Source organism: Oceaniglobus sp. K40-3 (assembly GCF_055808395.1).
Genome location: NZ_CM147868.1, coordinates 518,302 through 542,723 on the forward strand (window position 1 = coordinate 518,302; position 24,422 = coordinate 542,723).

The window sequence follows — 24,422 nt, forward strand, 5'->3', positions numbered from 1 at the left end:
TCTATTTCAGCCAGACTTCGACCCGGCGGTTCACGCGGCGCCCCCACGGCACCGCGTCACAGGCCATGGGCATTGCTTCTCCGAAGGCTTCGGTCCTGAGGGTCAGGCGCGTCGGGTCCACGGTGCGGGCCGCTGCGCGGACCGCGTCGCGCACCGCTGCGGCCCGGGTGCCTGAAATGCGCCTGTTGATTGACGCCGGGCCATCGCCGTCGGAGAACCCCACAAACACCAGTGTTCTGTCGTCGAACACGCCGCGCTCCAGCGCCTCGGACAACAGCGCCACGTTGGAACGGGATTGCGCATCAAGTGCCGTTGACCCACCCTCGAACCGATAGGTCACCGTCAGGCGGCTGAGGCCGGTCAGCCTGCGCACCATCCGTTGCAATTCTTCCAGCCCGATTTCGGCGCCGGCGTTGTCGATGGCATTGGCAAACCGCGCGCCCTGGTTCTGAAACGGGATGGCGGCGGGAAACTGATCGACGAAACCGGCCCGCCTGATCACCGGCTGTGCGGCGGGCGAACTGATGTAACGCAAAAATTCGCGTGCAACCCGGGGTAGACGACGGGCAGGCAGATAGATGAAAAGCGGCGCCGTCAGGGGGTAATCTTCGGTTTTGATGCCGTTGACCGAGGCTTCGGTGGTGAAATTGCACGGGCCGGTCACCTCTAGCGGGGCCGCATTGCCGATGTCGGAAAAGTTCCCGATGCCAAGGGCAAATGGGTTGTGCGCCACCGCATCGGCCAATTCCGCGTTGGTGTCATGGCGGATGATATCGGCCCGCAGGCTGTCCCTGCCGAACTCGTCCAGAACCCGCGCCTGAAACGCCTGCACAAGGCCTGAATCTTCGGCCCGCATGTGAAGTTCGATCGGTTCGCCGTCACCGCCCAGATCAGCCCAGCTTGTGATTTCACCGGCCACGACAGCCGCAAGGTCGCTCATACGGATGCGGCTGACCGGATTTGCCACCGACACCAGCGGCACCAGCGCATCAAGCGCCACGATCCGCACCCGGCCCGGGGCTGTCAGGTCGCCCAGATCGCCAGTGCGGGCCAGTGCCGTTTCTTGTGGTGTGACCTCGCGCAGGGAAAGGGCAATGTCGGCCTCATCGGCGATCAGATCAGCAAAGCCTTCGTCAGAGCTGTTGAGCTTGAATGTCACCCGCGCCGCCGCATTTCCCGTATCACGTTCGTCCAACTCATACTGGAAGCTGTCATTGTCTTTCGCCACACGGCGCACGGTAAACCCGTTGCGCGCCGCAAAGGATTCAAGCAGCGACGGGAGCAGAACCGCCCCCATCGCCCGCGCCCCGGACATGGTAAACCTGGCAACATAGGCGGTCAGATCGGGGCAGCCGGGGCCGGTGCAGATCACCCCCGACCCATCCAGCGTCAGCCTGCCGAACTTTGTATCGACGCGATAGAATTCACCATCATAGCCCAACAGGTTTCCCGACACCTCGACCGAGCCGTCACGCGAGGTCAGCGTGACGTCTTCGGCCCGGGCAACGGAGGTGCCGCAAAGAAGAAACGCGGCGATAATCGCCGCGCACCGGAACATCATTGAGGGCCTGCAATCCTTGTCGTCATTGCTGGCGATCTTCATGTCTCGCAGCAGATTTTTCAACATCAGAATGTCGCCGATTCCGTCGCAATCGGGGATCGCGGCGATGGTTTGCCGGGTTACCCGTCAATCTGGCCGCTCAGGTTACTTCGCCATGGCAATGTTTGAACTTTTTGCCCGAACCGCAGGGGCACAAATCGTTGCGCCCTGGCGTTCCCCAGGTCGACGGATCGTCTTCGACAAAGCCTGTCTCGGGGTTTTCCCTAGGGGCCTCGACCTCGGGCGTGGCATTTCCTGCCAGGGCATTCTGCTGCGCCTGCATCTGGGCCAGCATCGCCTGTTGTTCCTCTTGCGACAGGGGCCGGATTTGCGAAAGTTTAAGGGTCACGTCTTCGCGCAGGGAATCCAACATGCCTTCGAACAACTGGAACGATTCGGTCTTGTATTCGTTCAGCGGGTCGCGCTGCGCATAACCCCGGAACCCGACAACCGAACGAAGATGCTCTAGCGTCAACAGGTGTTCACGCCATTTTCCGTCAATCGTCTGCAACAAAAGCTGCTTTTCGATCTGGCGCATGTTTTCGGGACCGAACTGCGCGGCCTTGGCGGCCATGAACTCATCACTGGCCTTGATGATCCGCTCGCGGAATGCCTCCTGATCCACGCCATCCTCATCGACCCAAGCGATGATTGGCAGGTCAAGACCCAGCTTTTCCATCACCGCAACATAGAGCCCTTCGCCGTTCCATTGATCGGCATAGCTTTTGGGGGGAATATAGGCGTCTACCAGATCCTCGATCACCTGATGGCGCATGTCCTCGGTGATTTCGTGCAGATCCTTGGCTTCCATGATTTCGCGCCGCTGACCAAAAATCACCTTGCGCTGATCGTTCATCACATCGTCGAACTTCAAAAGCTGTTTACGAATGTCAAAGTTACGGCCTTCAACCTTGGCCTGCGCCTTTTCCAGCGATTTGTTCACCCAGGGGTGAACGATGGCTTCGCCCTCTTTCATGCCCAGCTTGTTCAGCACACTTTCAAGCCGCTCAGACCCGAAGATGCGCATCAGATCATCTTCCAGCGACAGATAGAAGCTGGAGCGCCCCGGATCGCCCTGACGGCCCGACCGGCCGCGCAGCTGATTGTCGATCCGCCGGGATTCGTGGCGTTCGGTGGCCAGAACGAACAGCCCCCCCGCCGCCTTTACCTTTTCACGGTCTTCGGCAACCTGTTCGCCCATCCGTGAGCGCACCTCTTCGGGGTCCGCCTCGGGGTCGGCGGCAAGCGCGTCAAACACCTGGATGTCCACGTTCCCGCCCAGTTGAATATCGGTGCCGCGCCCGGCCATGTTGGTGGCGATCGTCACCGCACCGAATTTACCGGCGTCCGCCACGATCTGGGCCTCTTTTTCGTGCTGGCGGGCATTCAGAACATTATGTTCGATCCCGGCCTTGCCCAGAAGCTCCGACAGGAATTCCGATTTCTCGATCGAGGTGGTGCCAACCAGAACCGGCTGTCCCTTGGCCTTTGATTTCTTGATGCTTTCGACAATGGCGTCGTATTTTTCGCGCGCGGTGCGATATACGGCATCATGGTCATCTGCCCGGGCAATGGGGCGGTTGGTGGGCATTTCCACAACACCCAGACCATAGATTTCGGCAAATTCCTCGGCTTCGGTGACGGCGGTGCCGGTCATGCCCGACAATTTGTCGTACAGGCGGAAATAATTCTGAAAGGTGACGCTGGCCAGGGTGACATTCTCGGGCTGAATGTTGGCGTCTTCCTTGGCCTCGATCGCCTGATGCAGACCATCCGACAACCGGCGCCCGGCCATCATCCGGCCCGTGAATTCATCAATCAGCACCACTTCGCCGTCACGGACGATATAATCCTTGTCCTTGGTGAACAGTTTGTGCGCCCGAAGGCCTTGGTTGACGTGGTGAACGATCGTTGTTGATTCGGGATCATAGAGCGTTTGACCTTCGGGCAGGATGCCCGCGCTGGCCAGATGTTGCTCCAGAAATTCGTTGCCCTCGTCGGTATAGGTGACGTTGCGGGTTTTCTCATCCAGCTTGAAATGGCTGTCGTCCAAAAGCGGAATCACCGCATCAATGGTGCGATACAGATCGCTGCGGTCCTGGGACGGGCCGGAAATAATCAGCGGCGTGCGCGCCTCGTCGATCAGGATGCTGTCCACCTCATCGACAATCGCGAAATTGTGATACCGCTGATACATGTCCGACAATTCGGATTTCATGTTGTCGCGCAGATAATCAAAGCCCAGCTCGTTGTTCGTGGCATAGGTCACGTCAGCGGCATAGGCGGCCTTTTTCTCTTCCTCGGGCTGCTGCGGATAGACGGCCCCGCAGGTCAGACCCAGCGTGCCAAACACCTTGCCCATCCATTCAGCATCCCGGCGAACCAGGTAATCGTTAACCGTAACGATATGCACGCCCTTGCCCGTCAGGGCATTCAGATAGGCCGGAAAGGTCGCGACCAGGGTTTTACCTTCGCCGGTCTTCATTTCGGCGATATTGCCCTGATGCAGGAAAATCCCGCCCATAAGCTGCACATCAAAGGCCCGCAGACCCAACGCACGCCGGGCCGCCTCACGACAGTTGGCAAAGGCCTCGGGGAGGATCGCGTCGAGACTCTCACCACCCAGGGCGCGTTTGGCCAAAGCCTCGGTTCGGTCCTTGATCTCGCCGTCAGAGAGCTTTTCAAACTCGGGTTCCAGCGCGTTGATTTTATCGATAAGCGGTTTCACCGATTTGACCTTGCGGTCGTTTGGCGTGCCAAAGACCTTTTTCGCAAGCGTTCCGATACCCAACATGTTCTCTCCTGACGGCTTCGTGTGAGGGGAATACTTGCCCATGCCCGCAGGCCACAATAGATACGGCAAGAATACGGGCCCCTCATGGCCAAGACGCCATGTAAGGGCCGGTCAACTTGGTGTCAACGTCAAGCCCTTCTGGGGCAGACAGGAAGGACAATAGAATGTCGAAACTTCACGTAATCTCTGTGGTGAGCACGCTGTTTCTGGGATTGGCCACGCCAACCTTTGCGCAAGACGCCGATACAGTCGTCGCCACGGTGAACGGAACCGACATTACCTTGGGTCATATGATCGTGCTGCAACAGCGCCTGCCCGAGCAATACAAGCAGCTTCCCGATCAGGTGCTGTACGACGGTATTCTGGAGCAGCTTATTCAACAAACGGCACTTGGTCAGGAAGTGACCGAACTGGACAAGCGCGCGAAGCTGGTTCTTGATAACGAACGCCGCGCGCTTTTGGCGGGCGAAGTGATCGACAAACTGGCCAATGCCGAAGTGTCGGACGAAGACCTTCAGGCTGCCTATGAAAAAACCTATGGCGACGCCGAGCCTGAGATGGAATATCACGCCAGTCACATTCTGGTGGAAACCGAGGATGAGGCGAAGGCGCTGATCGAAGAGTTGAATGGCGGTGCCGATTTCGCCACTCTGGCCAAGGAAAAATCCACCGGCCCGTCCGGCCCGTCCGGCGGCGATTTGGGCTGGTTCAGCAAAGGCATGATGGTGCCAGAGTTCGAAGATGCCGTCATGTCATTGAAAGTGGGCGAAATTTCGCCTCCGGTGAAAACTCAGTTCGGCTGGCATGTTCTGACCCTGACCGACACGCGCCAGAAAGAGGCCCCGTCGCTTGAAGACGTCCGCGAAGAGCTGACCGACAACATCCGTCAACAGGCCGTGCAGGACATGATTGCCAAGATCACCGATGCCGCAACGATCGAGCGCCCGGAAACCGGCGAGATCGACCCCGCGTTGCTGCGCGACGCCGATCTGCTTAGCCAGTGATCTGACACCAACCAAAGGGAGGGCGGCACCATGGCCAGCCAGACGACCAAGACCAAAGCCGCCAATCCCGTTTCCCCCTGGCACCAGCCGGGGGTTTCCTGCGTTACCGGTGATCGGGGGGTTGAATTCGCCTCGGTCGCGGCGGGGGTAAAATACCAGAATCGCACCGATGTGATGCTGGCGCGGCTGGCGCCCGGCACCACCATCGCAGGCGTATTCACCCGCTCTGCCACCCGGGCGGCGCCGGTTCTGGATTGTCAGGCCAAGATCGGACAGGAGTCGGCCGAAAGCGCGGCGATCATCGTCAATTCCGGTAATTCCAATGCGTTCACCGGCAAAAACGGGCTGGAATCAGTCGCCCGTGTCACCCAAGCTGTGGCTGGCGTGCTGGACCTGCCCGAATCGCGGGTGTTTTCGTCCTCAACCGGGGTTATCGGCCAACCTTTGCCCGACGAGCGCATCACCGCCAAGCTGACCGAGCTGCGCGACACATTGTCGCCCGGGGCCATCGCAGCGGCCGCAGCCGCCATCATGACCACCGACACCTTCCCCAAAGGTGCCATGGCCAGTGTCAACCTGGACGGTGTGACCGTGAACATCGCAGGCATCGCCAAAGGATCGGGGATGATTGCGCCGGATATGGCAACGATGCTGGTTTATATCTTCACCGACGCCGCCATCGCCCAGCCCATGTTGCAACAGATGGTCAGCCGGCTGAACGAAACCTCGTTCAACGCGATCACCGTGGACAGCGATACGTCGACCTCTGACACCCTGCTGATGGCCGCAACCGGCGCCGCCGGGAACCCGGCGATCACAGCCCCCGACAGCCCGGCGGCCCTGGCCTTTGAGATGGCGCTGAACACCGTCATGCTGGATCTTGCCCATCAAGTTGTGCGCGATGGCGAAGGCGCGACCAAGTTCGTTACCGTGAACGTCGGGGGCGCCGACAGCGACAGCGATGCGCGCAAGGTTGCCATGGCCATCGCGAACTCTCCTCTCGTGAAAACCGCTATCGCGGGCGAAGATCCGAACTGGGGCCGGATTGTCATGGCCGTCGGAAAATCCGGCGCCGCTGCTGACCGTGACCTGCTAACCATCCGTTTGGGTGATATTCTGGTGGCCGAAAATGGTTGGGTGTCGCCGGGCTATACCGAACAGGATGGCGCGGATTACATGAAAAAACAGGACGTTACGATCAATGTTGATCTGGGCCTTGGGGCTGGCGCCTCGACCGTCTGGACCTGCGATCTGACCCACCAATATATCACGATCAACGCCGATTATCGGTCATGAGGGTCGTTCTGGTTTCTGCCGTTGCGCTGATTGATGTGGATGGGCGGGTGCTTTTGGCTCAGCGGCCTGAAGGCAAATCAATGGCGGGCCTGTGGGAATTCCCGGGTGGCAAGATAGAGCCGGACGAAACCCCCGAAACGGCCCTGATTCGCGAGTTGCAAGAGGAACTGGGCATCGACACCTGGGCAAGCTGCCTCGCGCCGCTTACATTTGCCAGTCACAGCTATGACGACTTTCACCTTCTCATGCCGCTGTTTGCCTGCCGAAAGTGGCAGGGAACGCCCATGTCGCGGGAGAATCAGCAACTTAAATGGGTGCGCCCCGAACACCTTCGTACGTACCCGATGCCAGCAGCAGACGTTCCACTGGTGTCGATTTTACGTGATTGGCTCTGATCCCGCTGGCGCTAAACTGCTGTAATTTTGCCACATCGCGCGCGCGATTAACGGATTGTTCACTTTTTGACCACAAATTTGCCGTTATTGCTCAAACTTCGCATGGTCAGCAACCCAATCTTGGGTATGATCATCGGGTCAACAGGGGAAATACTATGGTCAAGACAATAACAATCGGTAGCTGTGTTTCGGTTCAGGGGATCGTTGTGCGCTCGCTCGACGATGGCCGGATGGTCATTCAGGTCGGGCCGACACAATATACCGGCCAACCGGTTCAGGTTCGCTGATCGGATCAGCCGCAACACTCACGAAATATAAAAAAGGACAGTCTTCACAGACTGTCCTTTTTTGTTTCTGTCTTGTGAACCGGATCAGGTCAGGTTCCGCTCCACCTCTTCGCGGGTGAAGATTTCGATCACGTCCTTTGGCCGGATGTCATCGTAATTCTCGAACGCCATACCGCATTCCTGCCCCGACTGAACTTCAGGCACCTCATCCTTAAAGCGTTTGAGCGTCTTCAGGGTGCCTTCATGGATCACGACGTTGTCCCGCAGCAGGCGCACACCGGCGCTGCGCCGCGCCACGCCTTCGGTCACCAGACACCCGGCGACTTTACCGACGTTGGACACCTTGAACACTTCCTTGATCTCGGCGTAGCCGATAAAGGTTTCGCGCACCTCTGCCGACAACAGACCAGAGGCCGCTGCCTTCACATCGTCCACAAGATCGTAGATCACCGAGTAATACCGGATTTCCACGCCCTTTTGGTTGGCGGTGTTCCGGGCCGAGGCATTGGCACGCACATTGAAGCCCATGATCGGTGCGCCCGATGCTTCGGCAAGGCCAACATCGGTTTCCGTAATCGCACCAACGCCGGAATGCAGAACCCGTACGCGAACCTCATCGTTGCCGATTTTTTCCATCGCCTGAACGATCGCTTCGGCAGACCCCTGCACGTCGGCCTTCAGAAGGATGTGAAGTTCGGCCACATCCTCATCTGCCTTGGCCTTGGCCATCATCTGCTCAAGAGTGGTTGCAGCACCGACGGCGGCGCGTTTCTCTTTCGCGGCACTTTCACGATATTCAGCGATCTCACGTGCCTGCGCTTCGGTTTCCACCACGTTCAGAACGTCACCCGCCTCGGGTGTGCCATTCAGGCCGAGAACCTCAACCGGAACCGAAGGCCCGGCTTCATCCACACGTTCGCCTTTGTCGTTGACCAGTGCACGGACTTTGCCCCACTGCTCGCCGACAACAAAGATATCGCCTTTGCGCAGGGTGCCGTTCTGCACCAGAACCGTCGCCACAGGGCCGCGGCCCACGTCAAGCTGCGCCTCGATCACCGCACCCTGAGCGGCACGGTTCGGGTTTGCCTTGAGGTCAAGCAGTTCAGCTTGCAGCCCGATGCTTTCCAGCAGTTGATCGATACCCTGACCAGTAATCGCCGAAACTTCGACATCCAGCACATCGCCCGACATCGCCTCAACCACCACTTCGTGATTCAGCAGGTCGGTACGCACCTTGGTCGGGTTGGCGGCGGGCCGGTCAACCTTGTTGATCGCCACAATCATCGGCACATTGGCCGCTTTGGCGTGGGCAATCGCCTCAACCGTCTGGGGCATCACGGCATCATCTGCCGCAACCACCAGAACGACAATATCCGTCACCTGGGCACCACGCGCCCGCATCGACGTGAACGCAGCGTGGCCGGGTGTATCAAGGAAGGTCAGCAGCGTGCCGTCATCGGTCGTCACCTGATAGGCGCCGATATGCTGGGTGATGCCACCGGCCTCACCTGCCACAACCTTGGCCTTGCGGATTGAATCGAGCAACGATGTTTTGCCGTGATCGACGTGGCCCATGACGGTGATGATAGGTGCGCGCGGAATCAGATCCTCGGGGGCGTCATCAACCTGGTCAATCACCTGTTCCACGTCCGAATCCGAAACGCGTACAACCTTGTGACCGAAATCTTCGATGATCAACTCGGCCGTATCGGCATCGATCACCTGATTCTGGGTCGCCATGACGCCCTCTTTCATCAGGAATTTCACGACGTCGGCCACACGTTCGGCCATCCGCACGGCCAATTCATGCACCGTGATCGTTTCAGGCAGATTGACATTGCGGACGATTTTTTCCCGCGCAACCTGTTGGCCCATCGCCTTTTGACGGGCGCGTTCCTGTTTGCGCTTCATCTGCGCCATGGACCGCTGCCGCCCGCCTTCGCCACCGGTCAAAGCCTGATTCAGCGTCAGTTTGCCCGAGCGGCGCGAATCATCACGCCCCTTTGAGGGTTTGGCGGTGCGATCAGTATCGCGGTCATCCTTGCGGGCAGGCGCAGAGCCACCGCCCTTGCGCCCCGTATCGGCGGCCTTGGCCTCCAGATCGGCAGGCGTTGCGGCCGGGGCAGCAGGCGCGTTGGCCTTTGCCTTGGCGGCAGCCTCATCGCGCAGGCGTTTGGCGTCTTCCTCGGCCTTGGCCTTGGCGCGCTCTTCACGCTCGCGCTCTTCGGCTTCCTTGGCTTCGATCTCGGCGCGGCGGCGCTCGCGCTCGGCGGCGCGGGCCTTTTCCTCGGCCTCGCGTTGCGCGGCCTCTTCCGTTTCACGCGCGCGGGCCGCGGCCAGCGCCTTCATCCGGCGCGCCAGTTCGGCGTCCGAAATCCCTGCGGGCCGCTTGGAGGGATCCCCCCGTACCACCGGATCCACCGGTCTTGCCAGAAGCGGGCTTGGGTACGACGACCCGTTTACGCTTGGTCTCGACCACGACACTCTTGGTCCGGCCATGGCTAAAGCTTTGCTTTACCTGTCCAGAACGGGGTCCGCCCCGCAGGCCGAGAGTCTTTTTGCCGTCACTATCGCTCATGTGGTCTTCTTTACCTTTCCGGTGGCGTCCCCACCGACATCATCCCGAACGCCTGAAAGCCGCACGGCGTCCTCTCTGAAACGATCAGCGAGTCCCCCTGCGGCGAGCGCCGCATGTATCACATGTTCCCGACCGAAAGCCAAACCCAATTCTGGGGCGGTCAGAATCTCGAAAAACGACCCCCTTCCGCCGGGTGGCCGCAGCTTGGATTTTCCCCGTTCCGACCCGTCACTGGCCTGAATAAGGATGGCTGCCTTTTCCTGCAACAGCCAGTCTTTCACCTTTTCGTACCCGGCAATCGCCTTGCCCGCCTTGCGCGCCATGGCCAATCTGTCGGTTACCCGGCGCAACAGCGCCGTCTCAACATCCGCCACAAACCCTGGCGGTATGATCACCTGTCGTTTGGCCCCGCGCGAGAACAGCTTTTTCTTCACCGCCAGTTCCAGCGCCGAGCGTTCGGCAGAAACCCATATTCCCCGGCCCGGCAATTTTTCTGCCAGATCCGGATAGACCGAATCATCCGGCCCCACAACGAAACGGATCAGGCCGCGCTTTGGATGCACTTCGCCCGTCGCAATACATTTGCGTTCGGGGTCGGTATAATCTTTTTCGCGGCCGCCGCGTGACATCCTGTGCGCCCTTACGCCTCGGCCTCTTCGGCCGTCTCGTCAATCTCTTCTTCGTCACTCACAAGATCGGCGGGATCAACCCAGCCCAATTGGATTCGGGCTGTCATGACCATATTTTGCGCCTCTTCCAGAGAAACGTCAAATGTCTCCAGAACACCGTCGTCCTTCACCCGCTCGCCGTCCACGGTCGTCCAGCCTCCGGCCAGTTCCCAATCGGCGCAGGTGGCGAAGTCTTCCAGCGTTTTAACGCCGTCTTCGGCCAGTGCCTGAATCATCTGGGGTGTCAGGCCCTCAAAATCAACCAGACTGTCCTCAACGCCCAATGCGCGGGCCTTTTCCAACGCCTTGCGGTTCTGTTCATCAAGGTAATCCTTGGCACGCGCCTGAAGTTCCTGCGCCGTGCTGTCGTCCACACCATCAATGACCAACAGTTCGTCCGCTTCGACATAGGCAACCTCTTCGAGGTTGGTAAACCCTTCGGAAACCAGAAGCTGGGCAAAGAATTCGTCCAGATCCAGCGTGTCCATGAACAGCTTGGTACGCTCTTCGAATTCGGCCTGACGGCGTTTGGATTCTTCTTCCTCGGTCATGATATCAATATCAAGCCCGGTCAGTTGCGACGCCAGACGCACGTTCTGTCCGCGGCGGCCAATGGCCAGCGAAAGCTGCTCATCGGGCACCACGACCTCGATCCGCTCGGCCTCTTCATCCAGCACCACCTTGGAGACTTCGGCAGGCTGCAATGCGTTCACCAGGAACGTCGGCATGTCCTCATTCCAGGGAATGATATCAATCTTTTCGCCCTGAAGTTCGTTCACCACGGCCTGTACCCTGCTGCCACGCATACCAACACAGGCGCCGACCGGATCGATCGAGTTGTCATAGGAAATCACGGCAATCTTGGCGCGCGAACCGGGGTCACGGGCCACGGCCTTGATCTCGATGATGCCGTCATAGATTTCGGGCACTTCCATCTTGAACAATTCGGCCATGAACTGTGGATCGGTGCGGCTCAGGAAAATCTGCGGGCCGCGCACTTCGCGGCGCACATCCTTGATATAACAGCGCACACGGTCGTTCGGGCGATAGCTTTCGCGCCCGATCTTGTCGTTGCGACGCAAAATCCCTTCGCCACGGCCGATATCGACAATGACGTTGCCGTATTCTTCGCGCTTGACCACACCGTTGATGATGGTCCCGGCGCGATCCTTGAATTCCTCAAACTGGCGGTCACGTTCGGCTTCGCGGACCTTTTGCAGAATCACCTGCTTGGCCGATTGGGCGGCGATCCGGCCCATTTCAACCGGCGGAACCTCATCGGTGATTTCATCACCGATTTGCGGATCCGCCATGTATTGCTTGGCGTCCTTGACTGTCAGCTCCGCCTGATAATTCTCAAGCAGCTCATCCTCAACAACCGTACGGACCCGGGTAAAGGTGGCTCGCCCCGTCTTGCGGTCGATCGCCACGCGAATGTCCATTTCGCTGCCGTACCGGCTTTTGGCCGCACGGGCGAGGGATTCTTCCATCGCCTCAACCACCAGATTGGGGTCGATCATCTTTTCGCGTGCCACCGCCTCGGCGGTCTGAAGCAGCTCCAGCTGGTTGGCAGAGGTAATCGCCATCGCTCAATTCTCCCTTGGTGCCTTTGGCGGCGTGTCATCATCTTCGTCGTCCAGCACGGTTTCCACCGCGTCGAACTGTGATTCGTCAATCTGTCCGGCGTCCTTGCGGCTGCGCAGCACGTCACGGATCAGATCTTCGGTCAGGACCAGCTTGGCGTCGCTCAGCCAGTCAAACTGCAAACCGATGGTGCCCTCCTCGATCTCGATCAGCACCTCGTTGCCCTCGACCCCGGCCAAAAGCCCCTTGAACCGGCGGCGCCCGTCGATCATTTCGGTCGTTTCGATCTTTGCCTCATACCCTTCCCAAAGATCGAAATCCTTGAGCCGGGTCAGGGGCCGATCAATGCCGGGGCTGGACACTTCCAGGGTGTAAGCCTCTTCAATCGGGTCTTCCACATCCAGATGGGCCGACACGGCGGTGCTGATCGCGCCACAATCGTCAACCTCAATGCCGCCATCGGGCCTGTCGGCCATGATCTGCACCGTGGGCGTCTTTCCGCCCATATAGCGCACGCGCACGAGTTCAAATCCCAGCCCCTCGATCACTGGCGTGATCACCTCGGCAAGGCGACGGTCGATTGTGGCTTTTGCAATCATGTCAGACATGGCTTGACCTATATTCCCAACATTCGGGCACAAAAAAACGGGCGCGCGGCCCGTGAAATTTCCGGTGGAACCTTCGGGTTTAACCCCCAACGCGCCGCTGACTGAGGCTACCTAAGATCAAACTGCCCGGAACACAAGCTGTTTTGTTACGCTGCATTTACCGGACATGGCCATGATCCGTTAAGGGTTTGGCCCCAAAGTGGCTGTGATTGCGAATCATGGGGACAAACGTGCCGTCCAGATTATTTTTAGATTCCCTCGCCCGTCAGAATGAAATGACGCTGCGCGACAGGGCGCCGCGTTTGGTGTCGGTGTCATTCGCGTTCGGTGCTGCGCTGTTCTTTGTCGGCTATGGGTCCGTTCTTGTCACGTTCATCGCCTATCTTTGCGCTGAAATGCTCAGTTGGCGCAGCTCTGATCGGCTCAGGGTACAGTATTCCCACCAGTGGTATGCGGCACAGTTCCTGGCTTGCCTTCTTGGCAGCGCGGCAACCATTTCTGTGCCGATTCTTGCCTGGCATCACGGCGGTGTCGCCGCACATATCTATGCGTCAACCGTGTTCTTCGGCTTTATCCTGCATGTGATCACGGTCCGATCCTATCATATGCCCTTTACCCTCGCGATTATCAGCCCGGTCATTGTAACGGGCATCGTTGTTTCCATCGCAGAGTTGCAGCAGGAACCCGACATGACGCTGCGCCTTGTCGGTCTCGTTGTAACGGCGGTTTTGTGTTTTTACATGCTACAAGCCATTCTTGCGATGCACAGAATGCGCCAGTCCATCGTTCAGGAACGGGACCGCGCAGAGGCCGCCAACCGCGCCAAAAGCAGGTTTGTCACCGCCATGAGCCATGAGATCAGAACCCCCCTGAACGGCATCCTTGGCATTGCCCAGCTTGAGATTGACGACGCCGACACCGATCAGCGACGGGATCGCGCCGATATTCTGCTGAGTTCGGCCACCACCCTGCGGGCATTGGTGGATGATGTTCTGGATCACGCCAAGATCGAAGCAGGCAAAATGGAAATCAGACCTACCGCAACAGACCCTGCCCATCTGGCCAACACAGTGATGCGCCTGTTTACCGATCTCGCCCGACGCAAGGGGCTGCGCCTTGTGCTTGATATCGCGCCGGATGTGCCGCCTCTGATCCTCGCCGATGGGCTCCGGCTGCGCCAGATCATGTCAAACCTGATTTCGAACGCCATCAAGTTCACCAATAATGGTGAGGTGAATCTGTCGCTTGGTGTCTCACCGGATGAATGTTTCTGGTTCACGGTTCGCGACACCGGCCAAGGGCTGAGCGAGCAGGATCAGAAACGGCTGTTCCGGTCATTTTCCCAAGTGGACACTGATGATGAACGGGCCGCAGCGGGCACCGGACTGGGCCTTGCCATATCCCGTGGTCTGGCACGAATGATGAACGGGGATATCACCATACAATCAGCCCCCGGGCATGGTTCGACCTTCCGGTTTTCCATGCCCCTCGCCTTGCCCGGTTTGCTGGCGGCTGAAACAACGGCTATGGCGCGGCCTTCCCCGATCAGATGAACGCCCTTGCCGCGCTGTCGCTCACGGCACAACGTGTGCTGCTGGTCGATGACAACCACGCCAACCGGCTGATCGCCCGGGCGTTCATGGAAAAGGCCCAGATCACCGTGACCGAGGCCGACGGGGGCAAGGCCGCGCTATCCCTCCTGCAAGATCGGGATTTCGATCTTGTTCTGCTTGATATGCATATGCCCGATATGGACGGGCTAAGCACCCTGGGCCAGATACGCGGCCTGACAGAACCCGCCGGCGCCCTGCCTGTCATCGCCCTGACCGCCGACGCCGCCCCCGAAGACCGGGCCCATTACCTCAACGCCGGGCTTGACGGGTATCTGTCAAAACCCTTGGGAAAAGAAGAATTGTTTCGAGAGGTTGAACGTGTTCTGCGCCAACGCGCCATTCGCAACTTTGCCGCAGAATAACGAAAACGCGCCCCGCCTGTTGCGGGGCGCGCTTGTGTCAAATAACCGAATGGATCAGGCGAACCACCACCGTTCGATAAAGCGCGACCCATCCATCTGGAACACATTGCCGATGGTCCCGGAATTGGCCAACTTGGCCGAGGCCGCATCAACAAAATTGGCATACATCGGAACAACGGTTCCGCCTTCGGCAGAATCAAGCGCCTGCATTTCGCGATACATCTCGCGCCGCTTGTCCGAATCCAGGGTTGCCCGCGCCTCAACCAACAGGCTTTGGAACCGATCGTTCACCCACTTGCTATCGTTCCAGGGCGCACCTGCCTCGTTCACGCTTGAGAACATCCAGTCTTCGGTCGCCCGCCCCGACCAATAGCTCGCGCACCAGGGTTTCTTGATCCAGACATTCGACCAATATCCATCGGCCGGTTCCTGCACCACGTTGATGTCGATCCCCGCACCTTTGGCCGATGCCTGATACAGTTGCGCCGCATCCACGGCCCCGGCAAAGGCCGCGCTTGACGCTGACAAATCAACCGAAAGCCCGTCCATTCCAGCCTCTTTGAGATAGAATCTGGCCTTGTCGGGGTCGTAGTCATTCTGTTCCAGATCGGCCGCATAATACCGGTTTGCCGGTCCGATATGGTGGTCGTTGGCCACGGCGCCGTGCCCTTGCAGGATTTTGTCGACCATTTCCTGGCGCTTGACCGCGTGTTTCAACGCCTTGCGCACGTTCATGTCTGTGAACGGATCAAGGTTTGTCAGCATCGGAAAGGTGAAATGCTGATTGCCCGTCACCTCAAAAATCTTGACCATCGGGTTGGCCTTCATCAACGGCTCGGTCTTGAAATCAACGCGGTTCACCGCATCGACCTGCCCGGTCATCAACGCATTCATCCGCGCCGATGCATCGTTGATCCCGATCAGTTCAACCTCGTCAAACCAGCCGGCCTTGCCATCCTTGTAATGGCTGTCCACCCGCTTGCCCAAAAAGCGAACGCCCGGATCAAGGGTTTCGGCCTTATACATGCCCGTACCGATGCCCTTGGCGATCGCCTCTTCGACCTGACCGGCGGGATACATCAACAGGTGATAATCCGACATCAGGAAGGGGAAATCGGCATTGCCGGATTCCAGCACCATCTGAACTTCGTGATCGCCAAGCTTTTTCATCTCGGAAATCGCTGCGACAATCGGCTGTGCCGCAGATTTTGAACCCTCGGCCACATGCATATTCAGGGATTCGATCACATCATCGGCGCCAAAAGGTTTGCCGTTGTGGAACGTCACACCTTCGCGCAGCTTGAATGTCCAGGTCTTGGCGTCGGGTGACGCCTCCCAGCTTTCGGCAAGTTCGCCGACCAATTCGCCCGACGCCGAAATTTCAGTCAGGCAATCGAACACACAGCCAAACGCCGCCATGATCATGAAGGTATCGGAATGGGTGCGGCCATCCCAGCTATCGCTGGTGTTGGCCCCGGCCAGGCCCAGCCGCAGCCGTCCGCCCTTTTTCCCCTGCGCCATCACCGGCAGGCCCGTCGCGGCAAGCACACCCACCGCCGCCCCCGAGCGCAACAGCCCGCGTCGTGAAATATTGGTCATGTCATTCTCCCGTTTGTTTTTTGTTTGCGGGGTATCCCCGTCGGCATATCACCCCTGAAAGGGTAAAGTGATCACATCTTGTCAACTGCCGCGCCCCCTGACCAGACGGCGGGTCATGCGCATATAAATCAGACCCGGTTTGTCCTGCAACCGGACCAGCAGTTTCAGACACCGTGTCATTCTTTCAACCCCGAAGACCGATGCAGCATCCAGTCGACCACGAAATTGACCGCCACCGTCAACAGCGCAATCGCCCCGGCCGCCATCAGCGGCAATGCGGCTGTCAGAGGGGAAAAGGCCGCGAAATTAATGAATTGTGAAAGATCGCGCACCATGGTGCCCCAATCCGCCAGCGGCGGTTGAATGCCCACCCCCAGAAACGACAGCGACGCAACGGTCAGGAACACGAAACAGAACCGCAGCCCGAATTCGGCCAGCAGGGGCGCCATGGCATTGGGCAGAATTTCCTTGAAGATCAGGTATCGCAACCCTTCACCGCGCAGTTTGGCCGCTTCGACATAATCCATGACCACGATATTGCCACCCACGGCGCGGGCCAGGCGAAACACCCGTGTCGAATCGATGACCGCGATGATCAGAATCATGTAGATCGTCAACAAATGCGGTTCCGACCCGGCCCAGGCGCTGGCGATGGTCATCAGCAGCAGCGCGAAAATCAGGGATGGGATCGCCATCAGCACATCCACCATCCGGCTGAGTAATTGATCCAGCCAGCCGCCCAGCGTCGCCGCCAAAAACCCCAGAGTCCCGCCCAGAAAAAACGCGATCAGCGTGGTGGCAAACGCAATGCCAACAGTATTCTGCGCCCCGTAAATCAGCCGCGACAACAAATCCCGCCCAATCTGATCGGTGCCCAATGGGTGCGCCGGATCCCCCCAAAGGCCGGATCACCACCGGGCAGCACGTTGACATTTGCAAAAATCTCGGCCTGACCATAGGGGGCGATGACGCCGGCAAAGATCGCCAGAACGCCATAGGTCAGGATCATCAAGATCCCGAAACTGGCCGTCAGCGGCATCTGGCGAAACTGCCGACGGGTGCCGTTCGGCCCGACATGCCGACCAAGCAACCGGAACAGCCAGGCCGCAATCGCAAAGCCGATCACCCCATGTACAACCCAACGGAAAAACACGGCAGCATCGACAAAAAAGTACAGATAGATCGCCCCGACCCCTGCCACCAATGCCAGAATCCAGCCAAAAGCAGTGGTCAACTCCATATCGCGAAAATAATTGCGCCCCGAAAGGCGGCCCAAAAACCGCAACACCCAAGCTGCCAACAGCAGCAGCACCAACACTCCGATAAGGCCGAAAACGATGTTCATTTTGGGTGCCTCAGCCGGGGGTTGGACAGGATGGAAAGAATATCAGCCAAGAGATTGAGAACGATGTAAGCCCCGGCAAAGATCAGGCAACAGGCCTGTACAACCGGAATGTCACGGGTTTTCACCGAATCCACGAACAATTGCCCAATGCCCGGATAAACAAACACCACCTCGACCACGACAACCCCGGTGATCAGATACGCCAGATTGAGCGCGATCACGTTGATGATTGGCGCCAATGCATTGGGCAGCGCATGGCGCACAATCACCCGCATGGGCGACATACCTTTCAGCCGGGCCATCTCAATATAGGGTGAGGCCAGCAGATTGATGATCGCCGCCCGGGTCATCCGCATCATATGTGCGGTCACCACCAGGGTAAGCGTCAGCGCGGGCAACAGGGTTTTCTCCAACCTCTCACCCAGCCCCATCCCGTCATAGATGTTGGACAGGGACGGCAGGATCGGGTTCAGAACGGCAAGAAACAGGATCAGGATATATGCCAGAAAAAACTCGGGGCTGGAAATGGAGCTGAGGGTGAAAATGTTGGCCAGCCGGTCAAACGCCGAGTTGCGGTAAAGCGCCGCCAAAATGCCCAGAGTAAGCGAAACCGGCACGGCGATCATCGCTGTGACACCGGCCAGAAACATCGTATTGGCAAAACGTGGGGCGATCTGCGCCGCGACTGTGGCCTGTCCAGAGTCCGTGCCGGTGAAGCTGGCGAAATTCGCCTGCGCAAAACTTGTGCCCAGATCGCCTTGGGCGACCCCGGCCAACCATTGGAAATATCGCACGACCGGGGGCTGATCCAACCCCAGATCACGCCGGATTGATGCGACGGCCTCGGGGGTTGCCCCTTGCCCCAGAATTGCCTGGGCAAAATCGCCGGGCAACATGTTGACGGCGGTGAAAATCACGACCGAGACCACAAACATGGTCAATAGACCTAGAAAAAGTCGTTGTATAACAATGCGTGAAAGTGAACCCAACGGCCATTCTCCGGTTTTTATTGACTGGCAGGTTAATGAAAACAAACCCGTTCCGTAACCCCCTACCCCGAGAAATCCTTTCAGGTTGTTGCAGAACGCAAATCATCCATCGTCTGAACCAACGCCCGGCTGATCCCCGGTTCCGAAAGGGCATGCCCCGCCCGTGGCACCATAATCAGCCGCGACCCGGGCCAGGCCTTGTGCAACCCATAGGCCGAGGCGGGCGGGCAAATCATATCGTACCGCCCCTGTACGATGGTGCCCGGAACACCCCGCAACCGGTTGATATTTTTCAATATCTGCCCGTCCTGCTCAAGAAACCCGGCATTGGTGAAATAGTGGTTTTCCAACCGGGCAAAGGCGCGGGCATATTCCGCCGGGCTGTCACCGCCGGGGCCGTCGTTATAGATGCTGGCAAGGGTATTTTCCCAACTTGCCCAAGCCCGGGCGTGGCGGGTTTCCACCATCATATCGCCGGAAAACAACCGCCGGTGATAGGCGGCGATCAGATCGCCGTGTTCTTCTTCGGGGATCAGATCTGTAAAGCGCGCCCAGACATCCGGCCAGAATTTTCCCGCACCGCCCCCGTAAAACCATTTCAACTCGGCTTGTGTCATCAGGAACACGCCGCGCAGCACCAGATGGGCCACACGGTCGGGGTGTGTTTCGCCATAGATCAGCGCAAGGGTCGCGCCCCAGCTGCCCCCGAACACAATCCAGCGCTCAATGCCCAATGTGGTGCGAATCGCCTCAATATCGGCCACCAGATGCCAGGTGGTGTTGGCGTCGATACTTGCATGAGGGCGCGAACGGCCACAGCCGCGCTGATCGAACAGGATGATTCGATACACCGACGGGTCAAAATACCGCCGCATGGACGGTGAACACCCACCGCCCGGCCCCCGTGCAGCACCACAACCGGAATGCCATCGGGCCGTCCGCATTGTTCGACATACACCCGATGTCCGTCACCCACATCCAGCATACGCTGATCGAAAGGGTCGATCGGTCGATAAAGATAGCTGGCTGCGCTGTTTTGACCTGAAACCTTGTCCATCAAAACTCTATATAACGTGCAAAGCCGTCCTACCACGGGCAGATAACGAAAAAGGTATCACATTCATGTCGCATTCCGCCCCCCAAAGCACCATCGACACCGCCGAAGTCGCCAAATTCGAGGCAATGGCCGCCGAGTGGTGGGATCCGAACGGCAAATTCAAACCCCTGCACATGCTTAACCCATGCCGCCTGGATTACATCACGGCGCAGATTGCATCGGAATTTGACCGCGACCTGAAAACTGACCAGCCGTTCAAAGGGCTGCGCATTCTTGATATCGGTTGCGGAGGCGGGTTGTTATCGGAACCCATGGCCCGACTGGGCGCCGAGGTTGTGGGCGCCGATGCCGCCGCCGGCAATATCCCCGTGGCACAGATTCACGCCGAACAATCCGGGCTGACCATTGATTACCGCCATACCACCGCCGAGGATCTGGCCGCCGCAGGTGAACAATTCGACGCGATCCTGAATATGGAAGTGGTCGAACATGTGGCAGATCCACTGTCCTATCTCACCGCGTGCCAGACCTTGCTGAAACCCGGGGGATTGATGATCTGTTCCACCCTCAACCGCACCCCGAAAAGTTTTGCCATGGCCATTGTCGGGGCCGAATGGGTGATGCGGTGGTTGCCCAAGGGCACCCATGACTGGGCCAAATTCATCACCCCGGATGAACTGTTCGATCTGCTGCACCGATCGGCCCTGAACCCGGTCGATAAGACCGGTTTCATTTTCAACCCCCTTGGTTGGTCCTGGAGCCTGTCTGACCGCGATCTGAGTTGCAATTATGTTACAACAAGCCTGAAGCCTGCCTAGCCTGCTATTCCTCGAACCGCAGGCGCACGTCCCGCAACACCGGAAGCGCCACGCGCAGACGGTCGCGGCCCACCCCCTGCACCATGTCATCAAGGATCGGCCCCATCAGCGCCAGCGCCTCGGCCAAAGCGGCGCGCCCGGTATCGCTGAGCGTTACGATCTTGCGTCGGTGATCGTCCCAATCGGGACGAATATGGATAAACCCGGACACCTCAAGTTTACGCAGGGTGTTGGACATCGCCCCCCGGGTCACGTGAAACCGTTCGGCCAATTGCGCCGGGCTGCGATCCCGGCGGGTGTTGGCCAGATGATTGATCACCGAAAAATGGCTCAGTTCCATGCCCTTGGGCAAAGCGCGCGACAGACGGTTGCGCGCCAATTGCCCGGCCATGAAAATCTCGCTGAACAGCGCGACGGCAAGAGGGTCGGTGTCACCCACCATGGCGGCCCATCAGGCGGCCAGCATCGGGTCAAGCTTGCCCGCGCGCTCTAGCGCATAAAGTTCGTCACAACCGCCCACATGCTGACCGCCGATAAAAATCTGCGGCACCGTTCGGCCCCCGTTGGCGCGTTTCATCATCGCCTGTTTCTGCGCCGCATCCCGCGATACATCGGTTTCAACGAATCCCACCCCCTTTTGCGTCAGCAGCCGCTTTGCCGCATGACAAAAGCCGCACAAGGGAGAGGTATAGATTTCAACGCTGGCCATGGGTCGCTCCTGCAATTCCGGTCAGCAGATACTTAGGTGTCCTTGGCCACGCGCGCCAGTGTTACAATATCAACCCTGGCCGCCCCAGCGGCAAGACACGCCTCGGCGCAGGCCGCAAGGGTGGCGCCAGTGGTCATCACATCATCCACCAGAACCACATCACGCCCCGCCAACAGGGCGCCGTATTTGCCGTGAGGCCGGATCGCTGTCTGAACATTGGCAAACCGTTCGTTCAGGGATTTGCCATCCTGGCGGTCGGTGTTTCGGTTCCGCTCCAACGCCCGCAAGGAAACCTGCACGCGCGCCTCGATGCCCAGCGCGCTGGCCAAAAGCGCCGATTGGTTGAACCGTCGTTTGAGCATCCGCAGCCAATGAATGGGTACCGGCACGATAAGGGATTCGGGCGTTATCAACCCCTCGGCGGCGCGGTGCATCCACCGGGCGGCCGGGCGCACGATATCCTGACGGTCGCCGTGTTTCAGGGCCAGAACCATGCGCCGCCCCTGATCACGGTAAACCATGGCCGCGCGGCCCCGATCCCAGGGGCGGGCAATCGCCATGCAATCATCGCAATGCACCACGTGGCCATCATCATCGCCCATCAAGGGCGTGCCACAAATGTCACAAATCACCCCGGCCACAAAGGGCGTGTCACGCCAGCATGGCCCGCACAGCCCGCTGCCCTGTTCGACCATGGTGTCACACAACGCACACTGATGCGGATAAATCAGGCTTAACACGCTTTGCATTCCGGCCATTCTGCCCCTACTTCTGCGGTATGTCTGTTCCACCGCCCCTGACCGACCAAACGGCCCTTGCCCTGCATCGCACCCGCGCCACCTTGCGCGATGCGCAGTTTCTGCATGATGAGGCGCTGGCCCAGGTTCAGGAAAGACTGGAAGAGGTTAACAGAGCGTTTAAGGCCCCGGCGATTGTCACCGCCCACCCTGACATCTGGGCCAATGCCCTGCCCGGCGCATCGGTGGTTCCGCCTGACGAAACTCTGGCCCTTACCCCCGGCGCGCACGATCTGGTGATTCACACCATGACGCTGCATTGGGCCGACGATCCGGTGGGGCAATTGGTGCAGGCACGGCGCGCGCTGAAACCTGACGGGCTGTTCCTTGGGGTGTTTCCGGGGGGCAAACCCTGCATGAATTGCGCACCGCCATCGCCGAAGCCGAAATCGCCCTGCGCGGGGGGCTGTCGCCCCGCATTGCCCCCATGGGCGAAATCCGCGATCTGGGCGCGCTTCTGCAACGGGCGGGGTTCGCCCTTCCGGTTGCCGATTGCGCGCCGTTGACGGTGACATACAAGACCGCGCTTCACCTTATGCATGATCTGCGCGCCATGGGTGAAACCAACGCCCTTGCCGCGCGCGACCGCCGGTTTGCCCCTCGCGGCCTGTTTGCCAAAGCCACTGCGATTTACCAAACCCATTTCGCCGCTGACGAAAACCGGGTGCGCGCCACCTTTGATCTGGTGTTTCTCACCGGCTGGGCCCCGGATGAAAGCCAGCAAAAGCCCATGCGCCCCGGATCGGCCAAGGCGCGTCTGGCCGATGCTCTGGGGGTCGATGAACGCCCGGCGCGCGATCCTGCGACACCAGGGCACGATTGACCCCGGGCGAAAACCCGTTATCTCGCTAAGAACATTCCCCTAACTCAACGGGATATACCCATGTCGGATGCGAAATCTGCCAACGGCACACCCATGTTCACCGCGCCCGATGCGGCCTGTCCAGCCCATGCGCCAACGGATCATCCAAAACCCCGCCGGCCAGGGTCGGGGTGTTGCTGGCCAATCTTGGCACGCCGGATGGCTATGATTATTGGTCGATGCGCCGCTATCTGAACGAATTCCTGTCAGACCGCCGGGTGATTGATTACCCCCGTTGGAAATGGCAACCCCTGTTGCAACTGATCATCCTAAGCAAGCGGCCCTTTACCTCTGGCGCGAATTACAAAACCATCTGGAACCACGATATCGGGGAAAGCCCCCTTGCCACCATCACCAAGGCCCAGACCGCCAAGATCGCCTCGGCGATGCAATCGCAATATGGCACCGCGGTGATGGTTGATTACTGCATGCGCTATGGCAATCCTTCGACCCGGTCCAAGGTGCGGGCGATGGTTGCCGCCGGGTGTCAGAAGATCCTGTTTTTCCCGCTTTACCCGCAATACGCCGGCGCCACCACGGCAACGGCAAACGATCAGTTCTTTCGCGAGCCTGATGAAGGAAAAATGGCAACCCGCCGTGCGCACGGTGCCTGCCTATTTCGAACATCCCGCCTATATTGATGCTTTGGCGCAATCGGTGCAGCGCCGATATGACGCGATGGAGGTGAAACCCGAAATCCTCGTCGTGTCATATCACGGGATGCCGCAGCGGTATCTGACCGAGGGTGATCCCTATCATTGCCAGTGCCAGAAAACGACGCGGCTGCTCAAGGAGCGGCTGGGCTGGGACGACACGCAGATCACCACGACGTTTCAGTCGGTTTTCGGCCCCGAAGAATGGCTGAAACCCTATACCGTGAAAGAGGTCGCGCGTCTGGCAGAGGGCGGGAAAAAACGCATCGCGGTGATTGCGCCCGCGTTTTCCGCCGATTGCATCGAAACCCTGGAAGAGATCAACGAAGAGATCCGCGAGAGTTTTGAGCATGCGGGCGGCGAGAGTTTTACCTATATCCCCTGCCTGAACGATGATGATGCCCACATCACCGCGCTTTCAGCCGTGATCGGCGAAAATCTGCGCGGCTGGGTTGGATGAGCGTCGGCGCCTCTCCAAAGCAAAAGCGGCCGGATTGCTCCGGCCGCTTTTAAATCTTCTTCATGCGTTTCGACGATTAGTCGGAAACAGCCACAGCCACGATGACCGCCAGCAGAAGCAGCGGAACAACGATGCCGCCCGACGAAGAAGTGGTTTCTTCGACGATGACAGCAGGCTCCAGAACAGGAGCGGCAAGACCGCCAGCCATTGCGCCAGTGGCGGAAATCGCGAATGCGGCAGCGAGTGCAAGTTTCTTCATTTTAATCCTCCAGTATCGCCTGGTGCCGGGGTTATTGAGGACGGCAGCAGGCACCCAAGACTGTACCTCGTAATTTCTTTAAGCA

General features: G+C 59.0%; 18 protein-coding genes and 5 pseudogenes. 9 read left to right on the forward strand and 14 right to left on the reverse strand.

Annotated elements, in window-relative coordinates; genetic code table 11:
- Position 1 precedes the first annotated feature (1 nt).
- Positions 2–1,561: a substrate-binding domain-containing protein gene (locus tag AC0L7P_RS02725; RefSeq protein WP_473435529.1), complete on the reverse strand. Its 1,560-nt coding sequence runs from the start codon at positions 1,559–1,561 to the stop codon at positions 2–4.
- A 139-nt stretch (positions 1,562–1,700) separates the two neighbouring features.
- On the reverse strand, positions 1,701–4,394 hold the full coding sequence (gene secA, locus AC0L7P_RS02730; RefSeq protein ID WP_473434382.1) for a preprotein translocase subunit SecA: 2,694 nt from the start codon (positions 4,392–4,394) through the stop codon (positions 1,701–1,703).
- Between the two features lie 164 nt (positions 4,395–4,558).
- Between secA and AC0L7P_RS02735 the strand changes: the two genes are divergently transcribed.
- The 4 genes from AC0L7P_RS02735 (at position 4,559) to AC0L7P_RS02750 (ending at position 7,376) form a co-directional block, all read left to right on the forward strand.
- Positions 4,559–5,398: a peptidylprolyl isomerase gene (locus AC0L7P_RS02735; RefSeq protein WP_473434383.1), complete on the forward strand. Its 840-nt coding sequence runs from the start codon at positions 4,559–4,561 to the stop codon at positions 5,396–5,398.
- A gap of 30 nt (positions 5,399–5,428) precedes the next feature.
- Complete coding sequence (gene argJ, locus AC0L7P_RS02740) at positions 5,429–6,694, forward strand: bifunctional glutamate N-acetyltransferase/amino-acid acetyltransferase ArgJ (protein WP_473434384.1); 1,266 nt, start codon at positions 5,429–5,431, stop codon at positions 6,692–6,694.
- Positions 6,691–7,089, forward strand: coding sequence for a (deoxy)nucleoside triphosphate pyrophosphohydrolase (locus tag AC0L7P_RS02745; protein ID WP_473434385.1), 399 nt, complete (start codon positions 6,691–6,693; stop codon positions 7,087–7,089). Before argJ ends, AC0L7P_RS02745 begins: the two co-directional genes overlap by 4 nt.
- 155 nt (positions 7,090–7,244) lie before the next feature.
- On the forward strand, positions 7,245–7,376 hold the full coding sequence (locus tag AC0L7P_RS02750; RefSeq protein WP_473434386.1) for a hypothetical protein: 132 nt from the start codon (positions 7,245–7,247) through the stop codon (positions 7,374–7,376).
- Between the two features lie 84 nt (positions 7,377–7,460).
- Here AC0L7P_RS02750 and infB read toward each other — a convergent pair.
- The 4 genes and pseudogenes from infB to rimP all read right to left on the reverse strand — a co-directional run bounded on the left by infB (position 7,461) and on the right by rimP (position 12,814).
- Positions 7,461–9,954 (reverse strand): annotated as a pseudogene (infB, locus tag AC0L7P_RS02755) (translation initiation factor IF-2).
- The gene (locus AC0L7P_RS02760) at positions 9,951–10,583 is read right to left on the reverse strand and encodes an RNA-binding protein (protein WP_473434387.1); all 633 of its coding nucleotides are present in this window, start codon (positions 10,581–10,583) and stop codon (positions 9,951–9,953) included. The pseudogene infB and the gene AC0L7P_RS02760 overlap by 4 nt, the downstream one beginning before the upstream one ends.
- Positions 10,584–10,594: 11 nt before the next feature.
- Complete coding sequence (gene nusA, locus AC0L7P_RS02765) at positions 10,595–12,208, reverse strand: transcription termination factor NusA (RefSeq protein ID WP_473434388.1); 1,614 nt, start codon at positions 12,206–12,208, stop codon at positions 10,595–10,597.
- Between the two features lie 3 nt (positions 12,209–12,211).
- A complete protein-coding gene (gene rimP / locus AC0L7P_RS02770) occupies positions 12,212–12,814 on the reverse strand; it encodes a ribosome maturation factor RimP (protein ID WP_473434389.1) in 603 nt (200 codons plus the stop codon).
- 275 nt (positions 12,815–13,089) lie between these two features.
- Between rimP and AC0L7P_RS02775 the strand changes: the two genes are divergently transcribed.
- The gene (locus AC0L7P_RS02775; RefSeq protein ID WP_473434390.1) at positions 13,090–14,367 is read left to right on the forward strand and encodes a sensor histidine kinase; all 1,278 of its coding nucleotides are present in this window, start codon (positions 13,090–13,092) and stop codon (positions 14,365–14,367) included.
- Positions 14,364–14,789, forward strand: coding sequence for a response regulator (locus AC0L7P_RS02780; RefSeq protein WP_473434391.1), 426 nt, complete (start codon positions 14,364–14,366; stop codon positions 14,787–14,789). Before AC0L7P_RS02775 ends, AC0L7P_RS02780 begins: the two co-directional genes overlap by 4 nt.
- 54 nt (positions 14,790–14,843) lie before the next feature.
- Here the strand turns inward: AC0L7P_RS02780 and AC0L7P_RS02785 are convergent, their stop codons facing one another.
- From AC0L7P_RS02785 to pip, 4 genes and pseudogenes are all read right to left on the reverse strand, one after another.
- A complete protein-coding gene (locus AC0L7P_RS02785; RefSeq protein ID WP_473434392.1) occupies positions 14,844–16,388 on the reverse strand; it encodes an ABC transporter substrate-binding protein in 1,545 nt (514 codons plus the stop codon).
- 176 nt (positions 16,389–16,564) lie between these two features.
- Positions 16,565–17,733 (reverse strand): annotated as a pseudogene (locus tag AC0L7P_RS02790) (ABC transporter permease).
- The gene (locus AC0L7P_RS02795) at positions 17,730–18,722 is read right to left on the reverse strand and encodes an ABC transporter permease (RefSeq protein WP_473434393.1); all 993 of its coding nucleotides are present in this window, start codon (positions 18,720–18,722) and stop codon (positions 17,730–17,732) included. The pseudogene AC0L7P_RS02790 and the gene AC0L7P_RS02795 overlap by 4 nt, the downstream one beginning before the upstream one ends.
- An 80-nt stretch (positions 18,723–18,802) precedes the next feature.
- Positions 18,803–19,779 (reverse strand): annotated as a pseudogene (gene pip, locus AC0L7P_RS02800) (prolyl aminopeptidase).
- Between the two features lie 65 nt (positions 19,780–19,844).
- Between pip and ubiG the strand changes: the two are divergent.
- Positions 19,845–20,597 (forward strand): bifunctional 2-polyprenyl-6-hydroxyphenol methylase/3-demethylubiquinol 3-O-methyltransferase UbiG, encoded by a 753-nt coding sequence (ubiG, locus tag AC0L7P_RS02805; protein ID WP_473434394.1) that lies wholly within the window; start codon positions 19,845–19,847, stop codon positions 20,595–20,597.
- A 4-nt stretch (positions 20,598–20,601) separates the two neighbouring features.
- Here the strand turns inward: ubiG and AC0L7P_RS02810 are convergent, their stop codons facing one another.
- Genes AC0L7P_RS02810 through AC0L7P_RS02820 form a run of 3 tightly spaced genes read right to left on the reverse strand, consistent with a single transcriptional unit; the run spans position 20,602 to position 22,064 of the window.
- Positions 20,602–21,039, reverse strand: a complete 438-nt coding sequence (locus AC0L7P_RS02810) for a MarR family winged helix-turn-helix transcriptional regulator (protein WP_473434395.1) — start codon at positions 21,037–21,039, stop codon at positions 20,602–20,604.
- A 9-nt stretch (positions 21,040–21,048) separates the two neighbouring features.
- Positions 21,049–21,306, reverse strand: coding sequence for a glutaredoxin 3 (grxC, locus tag AC0L7P_RS02815; RefSeq protein ID WP_473434396.1), 258 nt, complete (start codon positions 21,304–21,306; stop codon positions 21,049–21,051).
- 32 nt (positions 21,307–21,338) lie between these two features.
- Positions 21,339–22,064, reverse strand: a complete 726-nt coding sequence (locus AC0L7P_RS02820; protein WP_473434397.1) for a double zinc ribbon domain-containing protein — start codon at positions 22,062–22,064, stop codon at positions 21,339–21,341.
- A gap of 20 nt (positions 22,065–22,084) precedes the next feature.
- Here AC0L7P_RS02820 and AC0L7P_RS02825 point away from each other — a divergent pair.
- Positions 22,085–22,926, forward strand: a pseudogene (locus AC0L7P_RS02825) (methyltransferase domain-containing protein).
- Between the two features lie 93 nt (positions 22,927–23,019).
- A pseudogene (gene hemH, locus AC0L7P_RS02830) lies at positions 23,020–24,078 on the forward strand (ferrochelatase).
- A 76-nt stretch (positions 24,079–24,154) separates the two neighbouring features.
- Here hemH and AC0L7P_RS02835 read toward each other — a convergent pair.
- Positions 24,155–24,337 carry a hypothetical protein gene (locus AC0L7P_RS02835; RefSeq protein WP_473434398.1) on the reverse strand — a complete coding sequence of 61 codons (183 nt, stop codon included), beginning with the start codon at positions 24,335–24,337 and terminating at the stop codon, positions 24,155–24,157.
- Positions 24,338–24,422: the final 85 nt, after the last annotated feature.